We start from the raw sequence: 14,026 nt of genomic DNA, 5'->3' as shown, positions 1-14,026 counted from the left end.
AGTTGCAACCAGTCCAGTCGGCCAATCGCGCGACCTGCGCCTGACCAATCAGAGATAGCCAATGATCCACGTACGTTCCGCCGCCGAATTGCTGCCGCTGCTCCCAGAGCTGGTCCTGGTTGGCGGTGCCTTCGCGCTGCTGATGCTCGATCTATTCCTGGACGAGACCCGCCGCGCCGTCATCCATGTCCTGTCGATTGCCCTGTTGCTGGCCGTGGCGGCGATGCTGGCCGCCGGTGTGGGAGGTCAGGGAGTCGTGTTCGACGGCATGTTCGTGCGGGACACACTGGCGGATGTGCTGAAGATCGGCATCGCGCTGGCGTCGGCGTTGTCGATGGTCTACCTGTGGCCGTTCATGCGTGAGCGGGGCATCTACAAGGGCGAGATGTCCGTGTTGATGCTGTTCGCGACGCTGGGCATGATGCTGCTGGTGTCGGCCGGCAACCTGGTGATGATCTATATCGGCCTGGAGATGCTCGCGCTGTGTTCCTACGCGCTGGTGGCGATAGACCGCGACAACTCCATGGCGTCCGAGGCGGGCATCAAGTACTTCGTGCTGGGATCGCTGGCTTCCGGTTTGCTGCTCTACGGCCTGTCGCTGATCTACGGCGCCACTGGCGTACTGGACATCCAAGCGGTCGCGATGGCCGCGCAGGTTACCGAGTCGCCCATGCTGCTGGCGACCGGGCTTGTGTTCGTGGTTGCGGGCATCGCCTTCAAGTTCGGCGCCGCGCCGTTCCACATGTGGCTGCCGGACGTGTACCACGGCGCGCCCACCCCCATCAGCCTGTTCATCGGCTCGGCGCCCAAGCTGGCGGCCTTCGGCTTGACCTACCGGCTGCTGGAGCAGGGCATGGGTCCGCTGGACGACCATTGGCGGATCATGCTGGGCGTTCTTGCCGTCCTGTCCCTGGCCATCGGCAACCTCGGCGCGCTCATGCAGGTCAACCTGAAGCGGATGCTGGCGTATTCGACCGTTTCCCACGTGGGCTTCCTGCTGATCGGGTTCGCCGCCGCTACCCCCGGCGGTTACGCGGCGGCGATGTTCTACGCGATCAGCTACGCCCTCATGGCGGCTGCTGCCTTTGGCGCGATCGTGGTGATGTCCAGTCGCGGTTTCGAGGCTGACGAGATCATCGATTACCGTGGCTTGAACTCGCGCAATCCGTGGATGGCGGGGATGATCCTGCTGGTCATGTTCTCCCTCGCCGGCGTGCCTCCGTTCATCGGCTTCTGGGCCAAGCTGGCCGTACTCCAGGCGGCGGTGCAGGGCGATATGCTCTGGCTGGCGATCGTCGGTATCGTTTTCGCGGTCATTGGCGCGTTCTACTACCTGCGCGTGGTCAAGGTCATGTACTTCGACGAGCCGGTAGGTGCGGTGCATCCTCCTTCCAGCAACCGGCCGCTGCGGATCGTGTTCGGGGTCAACGCGATGATCCTGCTCGCCTTGGGCCTGGCCTGGAGCCCGGTGATGGAGTGGTGCCAGCGCTCGTTCGGCATCTGAACACGCCCTGCCGGTTGCGCCCGGTGCCAGATCCTGCGCACATAGCTTGGAAAGACGATTGAAGTTTCTATTTCCGCGGCGAACGGTTATGATGCTCGGCCCGAGAGGGTACGACGTCCGATAAAACGGGCTTCGGGCAACACCGGCGGACATCGTCCGTCGAGCGGGAAATCCCTCCAGTGTCTTGTTGGGGTCTTGCGAAGTTTCAAGTCCGCCGATACAATGGGCGGCCTGATGCGGGGTGGAGCAGTCTGGCAGCTCGTCGGGCTCATAACCCGAAGGTCGCAGGTTCAAATCCTGCCCCCGCTACCAGCTTCAGATCACGATTGCCGGACTATCGGCGATCCGCGTGCCAGACACCACATGGAGTCTCGCTCGTGATGATCGAAGCCTGGGCTTGGTGACGCGCTCTGCTCGCGTGTCACACCGACATCCAGGTATTTGGACAAGGGGCCCATTGGGTCCTTTGTTGTTTTTGCTGGAATGGTTTGCAGATATCCACGTGCCACTCGCCATCGCAGGAGTCAGCCACGCGTGACGGACAAAGCCGCCGAAATCAGCCGCCTTCTCGCTCCCACTGTGTCTTCGTTGGGAGTCGAGCTGCTTGGCATCGAGTACCTCCCTTCACCGGGCGGTGCCGTGGTGCGGCTGTACATCGACGTGCCGGCCGACGAGGCTGCTCCCGCCGGGACCGGCAACGGTGACGAACTGCCGCGATCGGTGTCGATCGAGGACTGCGAGGCGGTGAGCCGCGAGGTCTCCGCCCAGCTCGATGTGGAGGACCCGATCGCCGGCAACTACACGCTCGAGGTGTCATCGCCCGGACTGGATCGGCCGCTTTTCAGCCAGGAGCAGTTCTCCCGGTTCATTGGCGAGACCGCCAAGGTCACCCTGCGACTGCCGATTGACGGACGCCGTCGACTCACCGGCGTGATCAGCCGGGTCGATGCTGAGGGCGTATCGTTCCTCGTGGATGGCGCTGAGTTCGCGGTCGCCGCAGACAATATCGACAAGGCGCGCCTGGTTCCCGATTGGGCCGCGCTGGGTTTGGCGCCAAGCAAGCCCGGCGCCAAGCCGGGCGTTCGAAAGAATCCAACCAGAAAATCAACCAACAAGCCCACGGCGGATGAACCGCCCACGGCGGAGTGACGAGATGAGCAAGGAATTGTTGCTGGTCGTGGACGCGGTCGCCCATGAGAAGGGCGTGCCGGAGTCAGTGATCCTCGAGGCCATCGAGGCGGCGCTGGCGTCCGCGGCGAAGAAGCGCTACCTCGATGAAGACGTGCTGGTCCGGGTCAAGATCAATCCCGACGACGGCAGCTACGAGACCTTCCGGCGCATGGAAGTGGTCGCCGATGACGTGGTCATGGAGTCACCCGACCGGCAGATCCGGCTGATGGACGCCGTTGACGAGGTCGAGGGCGTCGAGGTGGGCGACTACATCGACGAGCAGATCGACAATCCGGAGTTCGGGCGCATCGCAGCGCAGGCCGCCAAACAGGTCATCGTGCAGCGTGTGCGCGAGGCCGAGCGCGCGCAGGTCATCGATGCGTGGAAGGATCGCGTCGGCGAGCTGGTGACCGGCATCGTCAAGCGCGTCGAGCGCGGCAACATCTATGTGGACCTGGGCGGCAACGCCGAGGCGATCATCACCAAGGACAAGGGCATCCCCCGCGACGTCCTGCGTGCCGGCGATCGCGTTCGTGGTTACCTCTACGACGTGCGCAGCGAGCCGCGCGGACCTCAGCTGTTCATCAGCCGCGCCGCTCCCGAGTTCATGATGGAACTGTTCAAGCTTGAGGTTCCCGAGGTTGGCCAGGGTCTGGTGTCGATCATGGGCTGCGCCCGTGATCCCGGCGACCGCGCCAAGATCGCGGTGCTCGCGCACGACAACCGTACCGATCCGATCGGTGCCTGCATCGGCATGCGTGGTTCACGCGTGCAGGCGGTCACCAACGAGCTCAATGGCGAGCGCGTGGACATCGTCCTGTGGTCCGACAACCCGGCCCAGTTCGTGATCAACGCGATGGCGCCGGCCGAGGTCCAGTCGATCATTGTCGATGAGGACAAGCACTCGATGGACCTGGCGGTCGCTGAAGATCGCCTCGCCCAGGCGATCGGCAAGGGCGGCCAGAACGTGCGCCTTGCCAGCCGTTTGTCGGGCTGGCAGCTCAACGTGATGACCCAGGACCAGGTTGCTGAGAAGTCGGAAGCGGAGCAGTCGGCCGCGCGCCAGCTGTTCCAGGAGAAGCTGGAGGTCGACGAGGAAATCGCATCGATCCTCGTCGCCGAAGGCTTCAGCACAGTCGAGGAGATCGCCTACGTCCCGGTCGGCGAGTTGCTGGCAGTGGAAGGCTTCGACGAGGACATCGTCGAAGAACTCCGCACCCGCGCCCGCGATGCGCTGCTGGATGACGCGCTGGCCGCGGAAGAGGCGGTGGATGACGACGGCGCGCCTTCCCAGGACCTGCTCACGCTTGAGGGGATGGACGAGGATCTGGCCCTGGCGCTCGCTGCGCGGGGCATCGTCACCCGGGATGACCTGGCCGACCTTGCCACCGACGAGCTCGCCGACGTGGAAGGCCTGGAAGAGGCACGCGCCTCCGCATTGATCATGGAAGCGCGCAAACACTGGTTCGAGTAACGCGGCGAGGTTTTTTGACCGGGTTCAAGCAACCCAGCCGCTACAATGCATCATCACGCACGGGCACTGGTCCGTGCCACAGGACACGGAAACCGAATGTCGCAGCAAACCACCATCCGCAAGTTGGCCGAACTGGTGAATACGCCGGTCGAGAAGCTACTGGAGCAGTTGGCCGAGGCCGGCATGCCCTTCAGTGGCCCGGACCAGGCCGTCACCAGTACCGAGAAGGTCAAATTGCTCGGGTTCCTGCGTCGCACCCATGGCAAGCCGGAAACTTCGGGCGCCAAGGGCGAGGCCCCGAAAAAGATCACTCTCAACCGCAGCCGCCGGCAGGAACTGACCGTCGGCGGTGGCAAGAGCCGTTCGACGGTCGACGTCGTCGTGCGCAAGAAGGTCACCGTGGTGCGGCCCGATGCCGGCGTGGTGGATCCCAATGATGAGCGCGCCGAGATCCTGCGCAAGCTGGAGGAGTCGCGTCAGCGCAATCTGGCCGAGCAGAAGGCACTCGCCGAGGCCGACAAGCGCCGCGCTGAAGAGGCCGAGCAGGCCAAGCGCGAAGCCGAAGAGGCCAAGCGCCGCAAGATCGAAGAAGCCAAGGCTGCCGAAGCAGCGCCGGTTGTTGCAACGCCCGACGAGATTCCTGAGCCGACACCAACGCATGGCCACGGCCATCCCAAGCCTCCCGCGCGCGGTGATGACCGCCCGGCAGCGCCCCGTAAGGGTCGTGGCGCCGTGGCGCCGGCTGGCCGCGATGATGACCGTGGCGCGAAGCGTTTCGCCGGCCAGATGCACCTGAGCGCGTCGGACCGGGCGCGCCGTTCCACCAATACCCGTGGCCGCGCCAAGCCGCGTCGCCAGAGCGACCAGAGCCGCACCGGCACCGGTTTCACGCGTCCCACGGCGCCGATCGTGCGTGATGTCGCCATTGGCGAGACCATCACTGTCGCCGATCTCGCGCAGAAGATGTCGCTCAAGGGCGGTGAAGTGGTCAAGGCGCTGTTCAAGATGGGCGTCATGGCGACGATCACTCAGAGCATCGATCACGACACCGCGGCGCTGGTCACCGAGGAGCTGGGCCACAACGTGGTCCGTGCCGATGCCGCCGACGTGGAGAACGTCCTGTTGGCCCACGTCGAGAATCTCGACGGCGAGCAGACGCCCCGCCCGCCGGTCGTGACGATCATGGGTCACGTCGACCACGGCAAGACCTCGCTGCTGGATTACATCCGTCGCACCAAGATCGCGACCGGCGAAGCGGGTGGCATTACCCAGCATATTGGTGCGTACCACGTCGAAACCGACAAGGGCATCATCAGCTTCCTGGACACCCCGGGTCACGCCGCGTTCTCGTCGATGCGTTCCCGCGGCGCCAAGCTGACGGACATCATCGTGCTGGTGGTTGCCGCCGATGATGGAGTCAAGCCGCAGACCGTGGAAGCGGTTCAGCATGCGAAGGCTGCCGGCGTCCCGCTGATCGTGGCCATCAACAAGATCGACAAGTCCGAGGCGGACCCGCTGCGGGTCAAGAACGAGTTGCTCGAGCATGAGGTCGTCGCCGAGGAGTTCGGTGGCGACACCCAGTTCGTCGAGCTGTCGGCCAAGACCGGTCAGAACATCGACGGCCTTCTGGACGCCATCACGCTGCAGGCCGAGGTTCTCGAGCTGTCGGCGGTTGCCGATGGCCGCGCCAGCGGTGTCGTCATCGAATCCGCATTGGACAAGGGTCGCGGCGCCGTGGCCACCGTGCTGGTCCAGCAGGGCGAACTCAAGAAGGGCGACTACTTGGTGTGCGGCGTGCAATATGGTCGCGTGCGGGCGTTGTTCAACGAGGCCGGCGAACAGGTCGACTCCGCGGGGCCATCAATCCCGGTCCAGGTGCTGGGCCTGTCAGGCGTGCCCGATGCCGGCGATGATTTCGTTGTCGTCGAGGACGAGCGGCTGGCCAAGGATGTCGCCGAACAGCGTGACGCCCAGCGCCGGGAGTCGCGTCTGGTAGCCCAGAGCGGCAACCGGATGGAAGACATCATGGCCCAGATCGGCCAGGGCGATCAGCTGAGTCTTCCGCTGATCATCAAGGCGGACGTGCAGGGCTCCGTGCAGGCGCTGCGCGAGGCTTTGACTGCGCTGTCGACCGACGATATCCGCATCAACGTCATCGGTTCGGGCGTGGGCGGAATCAACGAGTCCGACGCCCAGCTGGCGTCGACCTCCAAAGCCACCATCATCGGCTTCAACGTGCGTGCCGACGCCTCCGCGCGCAAGGTCATCGAGACCAACGGCGTCGACCTGCGCTACTTCTCGATCATCTATGACGTGATCGATCAGGTGAAGCAGGTCGCGTCCGGCATCCTGGGCGTGGAAATCCGCGAGGAGATCATCGGCAACGCTGAGGTCCGCGATGTGTTCCGCAGCTCCAAGTTCGGTGCGGTCGCCGGCTGCATGGTCACCGAGGGCGTGGTCAAGCGCACCAAGCCGATCCGCGTGCTGCGCGACAGTGTCGTGATCTTCGAGGGCGAGCTGGAATCGCTGCGCCGCTTCAAGGAGAACGTGGACGAAGTCCGCAGTGGTACCGAGTGCGGTATCGGCGTGAAGCAGTACAACGACGTCCAGGTGGGCGACGTTATCGAGTGCTTCGAGCGCATCGAAGTCCAGCGCACGCTCTGAGCCGATGAAGACCTTCCATCGCTCCGACCGCGTGTCAGCCCAGCTCCGGCGTGAGCTGGGGACGCTGGTGCATGCAGCCGTGCGCGAGCACGGTCTGCCTTCCGTGAGCGTGTCTGATGTAGAAGTGACACGCGACCTGGCCCACGCCAAGGTCTTTGTGACTGCGTTGCAGGCCGAGCGTGCGCAAGAGGCGATGGCCGGTTTGAAGGAACTGGTCAAGCCGTTGCGCTACGAGTTGGGGCGGGCGATGAAGTTGCGCCACGTCCCGGAACTGCACTTCCACTACGACGACTCGGTTGACCGCGGCGAGCGCATTGACACGTTGCTGCGGGAGAATCCGCCTCTGGCCACCGATGACGGGGAAGATCCGCACGAATGACCGGCGCGGGAAAACGTCCCCGTACCCGGTTTCGCCCGCTGGATGGCCTGCTCCTGTTGGACAAGCCTGCTGGCCTCAGCTCGAACCAGGCGATGCAGCGCGCACGCCACATCTTTCGCGCCCGCAAGGCGGGGCACACCGGCAGCCTTGATCCACTGGCGACAGGCCTGTTGCCGATCTGCTTTGGGGAGGCGACCAAGATCGCCGGGCTTTTGCTCGGCGCCGACAAAGCCTATCTGGCGACGGCGGTACTGGGCATCACCACCGATACCGATGATGCGGACGGCGTAACGTTGCGTCAGCGCGTCGTTCCGCCACTGGACGATGCCGACATCGAGGCAGCGCTTGTGCCATTGCGCGGCGAGATCGAGCAGCGTGCCCCCATGTATTCCGCGCTCAAGCAGGGCGGCGAACCCCTGTATGCCAAGGCGCGCCGCGGCGAGGCGATCGAGGCACCTGTGCGCAATATCACAGTGCACTCGCTGCGGTTGCTGGAGCGCGAAAACGAGCGCCTGCAGCTCAGTGTGGAGTGCGGTTCAGGTACATACATTCGCAGCCTCGTGCGTGACCTGGGCGAGTCGTTGGGGTGCGGTGCGCATGTCGAGCAGCTTCGGCGTACCTGGGTGGATCCGTTCCGGCAGCCGCGGATGTTCACCCTGGAAGAGCTGGAAGCGCTGGCGGGGCAGGGTGATGCCGTCCTGGATTCCGCACTGCTGCCCATTGAGGCTGGCCTTGCTGACTTCGCACGGGTGGACCTGGACGAGGCCCAGACCCGTACGCTCAGTTACGGGCAGCCGGCGCTACCGGCAACGAAGCCGCAAGTGGCCGCGGGCACCACGGTCGCGGTCCACGATCAGGATCGCCGCGTGCTCGGGATTGGTCGCATCGACCATGCCGGCTGGGTCCATCCGCAACGGCTGTTCGCCTGGGCGATCGCCCCACAGCGGTAAAATCGTTCCCCGCGCCTTGTTGTCACCTTGGCGGAAGGCTACAATTCGCCTTGCCTTTTTCAGGCAACCTCCGTTCCAACAATTTCCTACCATCCAGCGGCGGACCATTGTGGTGCGCCGGCACTTTTTTCCAGTGCCGGTTGCGTTCTGCGGGTCGCGCGTCTACGAGGCAGCAAAATGTCCATTGATACCCAGAAAGTCATTGAAGAGAACAAGCGCGGTGAGAACGACACCGGCTCCCCGGAAGTCCAGATTGCCCTGCTGACCGCGCGCATCGAGACGCTCCAGGGCCATTTCAAGGAGCACAAACAGGACCACCACAGCCGTCGTGGCCTGCTGATGATGGTGAACCGCCGTCGCAGCCTGCTGGACTATCTGCACCGCAAGGACGTGGCTCGTTACAAGGCACTGATCGCGAAGCTCGGCCTTCGTCGCTAAACTTTTCCCATCGCGGCGCTTCAGAGCGCCGCGATGCGTTTCCGCGGTCGGAAGGCCGTGGTAGAACCAGCAACAGGTCGCTAGCCGGCGACCGACCGGGCCAGTCCCGGACCACAGCCGGATCGCACCCGCACCGATAGGAATTCAACGTGTCAAAAATTACCAAGACCTTCCAGTACGGAAAACACCAGGTCACCCTGGAGACCGGTGAGATCGCCCGCCAGGCCGGCGGTGCCGTTATCGTCCGCGTTGAAGACACCGTGCTGCTGGTCAGCGCGGTTGCCAACAAGACCGCGCGCGAGGGCCAGGATTTCTTCCCCCTGACCGTCGACTATCAGGAAAAGTTCTACGCCGGCGGCCGCATTCCCGGTGGCTTCTTCAAGCGCGAAGGTCGCCAGACCGAGAAGGAGACGCTGATCTCCCGACTGATCGACCGCCCGATCCGCCCGCTGTTCCCCGATGGCTTCCGCAACGAGGTCCAGATCATCGCCACGGTGATGTCGCTGAACCCGGAAATCGACGGCGACATCCCGGCCCTGATCGGTGCCTCCGCCGCGCTGGCCCTTTCCGGCGCGCCGTTTGACGGCCCGATCGCGGCTGCCAAGGTCGGTTACAAGGACGGCGAGTATCTGCTCAACCCCACCGTCTCGGAATTGGAAGATTCCAAGCTCGAGCTGGTCGTCGCCGGTACCGCCGACGCCGTGCTGATGGTCGAGTCCGAAGCCGACGTACTGTCCGAGGACGTCATGCTTGGCGCGGTGATGTTCGGGCACCAGCAGATGCAGGTCGCGATCAATGCGATCAACGAGCTGGTTGCAGAAGCCGGCAAGCCCAAGTGGACCTGGTCCGCCCCGGAGGCCGACGAGTCGCTGGTCGCTGCGCTGAAGACCGCGCTGGGCGACCGTCTGACCCAGGCTTTCGCCGTGCGCGACAAGCTGGAGCGCAAGGACGCCATCTCGGCGCTGAAGAAGGACGTCATCGCGTCGATGGCCGAGCAGATCGAAGCCAACGGCTGGACCAGTGCCGAGGTTTCCAAGCAGTTCTCGGAGCTGGAATACAGCACCCTGCGTGACACCGTGCTCAGCACCAAGGTCCGCATCGACGGCCGTGCGCCGGACGCTGTGCGCGGAATCAGCTCCAAGGTCAGCATCCTGCCGCGCGTGCACGGCTCGGCGCTGTTCACCCGTGGTGAGACCCAGGCGATCGTTGCGGTCACCCTCGGCACCGCGCGTGATGGCCAGGTCATCGACGCCGTCGGCGGCGAGTACAAGGACCACTTCCTGTTCCACTACAACTTCCCTCCCTACTCGGTGGGCGAAGCGGGCCGCATGATGGGTCCAAAGCGTCGCGAAATCGGCCACGGCCGCCTCGCCAAGCGCGGCGTGCTGGCCGTGATGCCGACCATGGAAGCTTTCCCGTACACCATCCGCGTGGTCTCGGAAATCACCGAATCCAACGGCTCCTCCTCGATGGCGTCTGTCTGCGGCAGCTCGCTGGCGCTGATGGATGCCGGTGTGCCGATCAAGGCGCCGGTGGCTGGTATCGCGATGGGTCTGGTCAAGGAAGGCGATGACTACGTCGTGCTGTCCGACATCCTCGGTGACGAGGATCACCTGGGCGACATGGACTTCAAGGTGGCCGGTACCAGTGAAGGCATCTCCGCGCTGCAGATGGACATCAAGATCCAGGGCATCACCGAGGAGATCATGAAGACCGCACTGGAGCAGGCCAAGGCCGGTCGTCTGTACATCCTGGGCGAGATGGCCAATGCGATGACCAGCCCGCGCGGCGAGCTGAGCGAGTTCGCGCCGCGTCTGATCACCATCAAGATCCACCCCGACAAGATCCGCGAAGTGATCGGCAAGGGCGGCTCGGTCATCCAGGCGATCACCAAGGAAACCGGCACCCAGATCGACATCCAGGACGACGGCACGATCACGATCGCTTCGGTCAATGCGATTGCCGGTCAGGCCGCCAAGGATCGCATCGAGCAGATCACCTCCGACGTCGAGCCGGGCCGCATCTACGAGGGCAAGGTCGCCAAGATCATGGACTTCGGTGCGTTCGTGACGATCTCCCCCGGGAAGGACGGGCTGGTCCACGTCTCGCAGATTTCCAACGATCGCGTCGAGAAGGTCAGCGATGTGCTCAAGGAAGGCGACGTGGTCAAGGTCAAGGTGCTGGAAGTCGACAAGCAGGGTCGCATCCGCCTGTCGATGAAGGCAGTGGACGAAGGTGAGGGCACGCCGGCGGAGTGATCCGTCCGGGCGCCATCGCTTGATTGCAGAAAAGCGGGCTTCGGCCCGCTTTTTTCATGGGCCGCGTTTGGGTCCGCGCCCGGTGAAGTAGTCCATCGACGAGTACACGCGGAACACCTTGTCAGCCAGCACGTCCCACACGGGCTGCGGCAGCACCCCCCGCAGGGCGCCGCTGAACCAGACCGACCACGGCATCATCAGTCGTGGCTTGCCGCGTTTCATGGCTTGCCAGGCCCGATCGACGACGTCTTCGGGCGCCATCAGTGGTGTCAGCAGCGGCGCCCGCGCGCCGGCGAACATGCCGGTGGTGGTGTAGCTGGGGATCAGCGTCGTCACGCGCACGTGGCCGTGACCTGCGCGCAGCAGCTCCAGCCGCACCGAATCGCTCCAGCCAATCACCGCCCATTTGGACGCGGTGTAGACGCTCATCCGGGGCACCGCGAGCATGCCCGACGCGGACGCCACGTTGAGCAGTCGCGCCGGCCCGGGGCGCCCGATCATCGCCGGCAGGAACTCGCGTGCGATATGCATCAATGCGAGCACGTTGACGTCCATGACGGCAGCGATGTCGCGTGTGTGGTCGTGTTCCCAGAACAGCTTGCTGCGCACGATGCCGGCGTTGTTGATGACCACGTCGGGGTCGCCCACCTCGCTGCGTACGCGGGCCGCGGCGGTCGTAATGTCAGACAGCGAGGCGACATCGACAACGTATGCGTGCACCTGCGTGCCCGGCTTGCCAATTTCGTCCCGGGTGGCCGCCAGGGCTGGCCCGTCCAGATCCCAGAGCACCACAGCCTTCGCCCCCTCGGAGATCGCACGCTCTGCGTACAGCCGTCCCATGCCCATCGCGGCGCCGGTTACCAGAACGATTCTTCCCTCTACTGATCGCATGTCCGCTCCCCTCGCTTCAGCCGATTGTGCACGAGCGGCGGGGGTGGTGGCGTCTCAGGAAGGCTGCGGGGTGCGGGGCAGGCTAAACAGGTGTTCGGCGTTGGCCGTGGTCGCAGCGGCCAGGTCCTCGGGGGACATGTCCCGCAGCAGGGCGATGGTTTCCAGCACGTGGGTGAGGCGCGCGGGCTCGTTGCGCCTGCCGCGTCGGGCGGCGTCCGGCTGGTCGGGTGCGTCGGTTTCCAGCAGCAGCCACTCCAGCGGCATCGTTGCCACGATCTTCCGCAGTCGCTTGGCGCGCTCGTAGGTGACGGGCCCGCCGATCCCGAGCATGAAGCCATGTTCCCAGAGGATCTCCGCCTGCTGAAGGCTGCCTGGGAAGCTGTGGACGACGCCGCGAAGATTGCCGATCCTGCGGATGGCTGCAATGACCTGGTCCACGGCGCGGCGCGCGTGGACGATCACCGGCAAGTCGAAGTCGCGGGCAAGCTTGAGCTGGGCCTCGAAGTACCAGGCCTGTTCGTCGCGATCCGGATCCGGGATGAAAAAGTCCAGCCCGCATTCCCCCACAGCCACCGGCTTCTCGCTTTCAATCCACTGCTTCAGCTCAGCGATGTGTTTGCGCCGGTGTGCGTCCAGGAACATCGGGTGCAGGCCGTAGGCGGGATGCAGGCCCGCGCCGGAGGCGCACACGTCACGCAGTCCCGGCCAGCCGGCGGCGATCGTCGCCGGGATCACCTGCCGGTTGACACCGGCAGCGCGGGCGCGCTCGATCACCGCCGCGCGGTCCTGATCGAATTCGGGAGCATCGAGATGGCAATGCGTGTCTACGAGCACAGTGCATCTACCCGCCCGGCCACATCAACGACGCGCCTCGGGAGGCGCGTCGATCACCTGCCCGCGCTGTTTCCATTGCGCCAGCAGGAGGGTCCCCAGCCCCAGCAGGATTTCATCGACGAGAGGCAGTGGGTCCGGGATCAGTACCGACAGGACGAACAGCGCGGCGGTGACCTTGAACAGGGTCGGGAAGCGGAGCTTCCGCGCCCAGCCGAGAAATGGCAGTAAAAGGGGGTTGGCCATGGGTGTCCTCGTGGATGCGTGATCGTCTGCCATCAGTATCGCAGTCGCCATGTCGTGGCTGTGCAGACGTGATTTGGCAATATGTGACGCAAAGTGCGGGTCCGTTCAGCGCGGTGATGGTGGAATGGGCACAGTTGACGTCGCGGGCGTCCCCGCTTGGATGAGGTGGAGAGATGAACAAGAACATGCTTGCCGTTGCTGTTGCCGCGTTGCTGGTGGGCGGCGTTGCGGTCGCCGCCTACAATTCCTTCGACCAGCCGGCGAGGCAGGATGTCGCTGGAGCGAATCTTTCGCCTGTCGCCGGAGAAGCCGGCGTGGCCTCCTTCAGCGGTGATGCGGGGGCGGACGGATCCATTGCGACGCTGGCTCAGGCGCCCGCGGCGCGTCTGGATTACGCGGATGTGATCGATATCGACGAAGTGACGAAGAAAGAAGACCTGTACGCTGTCGTTACCGGGGTCGAGCCGGTTCGCGAAACCAGCACCGTATCCAGTCCGCGCCAGGTGTGTGAGGACGTTGTTGTGCAGGAGCGCCTACCTGAGCGCGATGGCAATGTCGGCGGCACCGTTGCGGGCGCTGTGATTGGCGGTGTTCTGGGCAACCAGGTCGGCAAGGGCAGAGGGCGCAGGGCGGCCACGGCGGCGGGCGCTGTGGCAGGCGGCTTTGTTGGTAACCGGGTCGACCGTAACCACGTGGGTGGCCGGGTAGTGGAGCGGGTGGACCGGCAGTGCCGCACGGTGTCCGACACCTCCCAGTCCAGCCGCGTGGTGGGGTATGACGTGTCCTTCCGCAACCCGGATGGCACGACCGGCAGCAAGCGTATGGGCAGCAAGCCCGGCGATCGCATCTCGCTTGGCAGCCGGGACGAGGTGGTGGGCTACGACGTCACCTACCGCTTCGAAGGTCAGGAGCGCACCGTGCGGATGAACGATCGCCCCGGTGATCGCCTGCCGGTGATCGACGGGGAAGTCGTGGTGCAGACCGCTTCCGTGGCCGGCACACCGCGTGGCTGATCGTTGTTGCCACAGCGGATGACCTATCGAGGGGGCCGGATATTCCGGCCCCCTCGCGTTTTGCGTGTTGTGTGAGACGTGCGCTAAATCGGGCGCGCTGCTTACAATGGTCGTTTTCGCGCACGAGTCCGCCATGTCCCTCAATCCCTACGACCTGTACGACACCCGCTCCCTGCTGACCGAGGAGGAGCGCGCCGTGCAGGACACG

At 64.7% G+C, this 14,026-nt stretch carries 12 protein-coding genes and 1 tRNA gene; 10 read left to right on the top strand and 3 right to left on the bottom strand.

Features of this window, described 5'->3' with window-relative positions; all coding sequences use genetic code 11:
• Window positions 1-61: 61 nt before the first annotated feature.
• From nuoN to pnp, 9 genes are all read left to right on the top strand, one after another.
• Window positions 62-1,504 carry an NADH-quinone oxidoreductase subunit NuoN gene (gene nuoN / locus KZ491_RS04800; RefSeq protein ID WP_222564768.1) on the top strand — a complete coding sequence of 481 codons (1,443 nt, stop codon included), beginning with the start codon at window positions 62-64 and terminating at the stop codon, window positions 1,502-1,504.
• Window positions 1,505-1,739: 235 nt separating this feature from the next.
• Window positions 1,740-1,816, top strand: a tRNA-Met gene (locus tag KZ491_RS04795).
• Window positions 1,817-2,038: 222 nt separating this feature from the next.
• Window positions 2,039-2,653 (top strand): ribosome maturation factor RimP, encoded by a 615-nt coding sequence (locus KZ491_RS04790; RefSeq protein ID WP_222564767.1) that lies wholly within the window; start codon window positions 2,039-2,041, stop codon window positions 2,651-2,653.
• A 4-nt stretch (window positions 2,654-2,657) separates the two neighbouring features.
• Window positions 2,658-4,148, top strand: coding sequence for a transcription termination factor NusA (gene nusA / locus KZ491_RS04785; protein ID WP_222564766.1), 1,491 nt, complete (start codon window positions 2,658-2,660; stop codon window positions 4,146-4,148).
• A gap of 96 nt (window positions 4,149-4,244) precedes the next feature.
• Window positions 4,245-6,812, top strand: coding sequence for a translation initiation factor IF-2 (infB, locus tag KZ491_RS04780; RefSeq protein WP_222564765.1), 2,568 nt, complete (start codon window positions 4,245-4,247; stop codon window positions 6,810-6,812).
• A gap of 4 nt (window positions 6,813-6,816) precedes the next feature.
• Entirely contained in the window at window positions 6,817-7,191 is a 375-nt protein-coding gene (gene rbfA / locus KZ491_RS04775) for a 30S ribosome-binding factor RbfA (protein WP_222564764.1), read from the top strand.
• On the top strand, window positions 7,188-8,141 hold the full coding sequence (truB, locus tag KZ491_RS04770) for a tRNA pseudouridine(55) synthase TruB (RefSeq protein ID WP_222564763.1): 954 nt from the start codon (window positions 7,188-7,190) through the stop codon (window positions 8,139-8,141). Before rbfA ends, truB begins: the two co-directional genes overlap by 4 nt.
• A gap of 177 nt (window positions 8,142-8,318) precedes the next feature.
• Window positions 8,319-8,579 carry a 30S ribosomal protein S15 gene (rpsO, locus tag KZ491_RS04765; RefSeq protein WP_222564762.1) on the top strand — a complete coding sequence of 87 codons (261 nt, stop codon included), beginning with the start codon at window positions 8,319-8,321 and terminating at the stop codon, window positions 8,577-8,579.
• A gap of 149 nt (window positions 8,580-8,728) precedes the next feature.
• On the top strand, window positions 8,729-10,837 hold the full coding sequence (gene pnp / locus KZ491_RS04760; protein ID WP_222564761.1) for a polyribonucleotide nucleotidyltransferase: 2,109 nt from the start codon (window positions 8,729-8,731) through the stop codon (window positions 10,835-10,837).
• 54 nt (window positions 10,838-10,891) lie between these two features.
• Here the strand turns inward: pnp and KZ491_RS04755 are convergent, their stop codons facing one another.
• Genes KZ491_RS04755 through KZ491_RS04745 form a run of 3 tightly spaced genes read right to left on the bottom strand, consistent with a single transcriptional unit; the run spans window position 10,892 to window position 12,805 of the window.
• On the bottom strand, window positions 10,892-11,728 hold the full coding sequence (locus tag KZ491_RS04755) for an SDR family NAD(P)-dependent oxidoreductase (RefSeq protein WP_222564760.1): 837 nt from the start codon (window positions 11,726-11,728) through the stop codon (window positions 10,892-10,894).
• Window positions 11,729-11,782: 54 nt separating this feature from the next.
• On the bottom strand, window positions 11,783-12,562 hold the full coding sequence (locus KZ491_RS04750; RefSeq protein ID WP_222564759.1) for a TatD family hydrolase: 780 nt from the start codon (window positions 12,560-12,562) through the stop codon (window positions 11,783-11,785).
• Window positions 12,563-12,586: 24 nt separating this feature from the next.
• Window positions 12,587-12,805, bottom strand: coding sequence for a DUF6116 family protein (locus KZ491_RS04745; RefSeq protein WP_222564758.1), 219 nt, complete (start codon window positions 12,803-12,805; stop codon window positions 12,587-12,589).
• Window positions 12,806-12,978: 173 nt separating this feature from the next.
• Between KZ491_RS04745 and KZ491_RS04740 the strand changes: the two genes are divergently transcribed.
• The gene (locus tag KZ491_RS04740) at window positions 12,979-13,818 is read left to right on the top strand and encodes a glycine zipper 2TM domain-containing protein (RefSeq protein ID WP_281421650.1); all 840 of its coding nucleotides are present in this window, start codon (window positions 12,979-12,981) and stop codon (window positions 13,816-13,818) included.
• Window positions 13,819-14,026: the final 208 nt, after the last annotated feature.

It is taken from the genome of Novilysobacter antarcticus, assembly GCF_019802285.1.
GTDB lineage: Bacteria > Pseudomonadota > Gammaproteobacteria > Xanthomonadales > Xanthomonadaceae > Novilysobacter > Novilysobacter antarcticus.
This window is presented reverse-complemented; position numbering and strand designations above follow the sequence as displayed.

Excerpts from the sequence above, each read along its gene's own strand:
- nusA (WP_222564766.1), top strand. The coding sequence starts at position 2,658 with ATGAGCAAGGAATTGTTGCTGGTCGTGGACGCGGTCGCCCATGAGAAG.
- truB (WP_222564763.1), top strand. The coding sequence starts at position 7,188 with ATGACCGGCGCGGGAAAACGTCCCCGTACCCGGTTTCGCCCGCTGGAT.
- nuoN (WP_222564768.1), top strand. The coding sequence starts at position 62 with ATGATCCACGTACGTTCCGCCGCCGAATTGCTGCCGCTGCTCCCAGAG.
- KZ491_RS04755 (WP_222564760.1), bottom strand. The coding sequence starts at position 11,728 with ATGCGATCAGTAGAGGGAAGAATCGTTCTGGTAACCGGCGCCGCGATG.
- KZ491_RS04740 (WP_281421650.1), top strand. The coding sequence starts at position 12,979 with ATGAACAAGAACATGCTTGCCGTTGCTGTTGCCGCGTTGCTGGTGGGC.
- rbfA (WP_222564764.1), top strand. The coding sequence starts at position 6,817 with ATGAAGACCTTCCATCGCTCCGACCGCGTGTCAGCCCAGCTCCGGCGT.
- rpsO (WP_222564762.1), top strand. The coding sequence starts at position 8,319 with ATGTCCATTGATACCCAGAAAGTCATTGAAGAGAACAAGCGCGGTGAG.
- KZ491_RS04745 (WP_222564758.1), bottom strand. The coding sequence starts at position 12,805 with ATGGCCAACCCCCTTTTACTGCCATTTCTCGGCTGGGCGCGGAAGCTC.
- infB (WP_222564765.1), top strand. The coding sequence starts at position 4,245 with ATGTCGCAGCAAACCACCATCCGCAAGTTGGCCGAACTGGTGAATACG.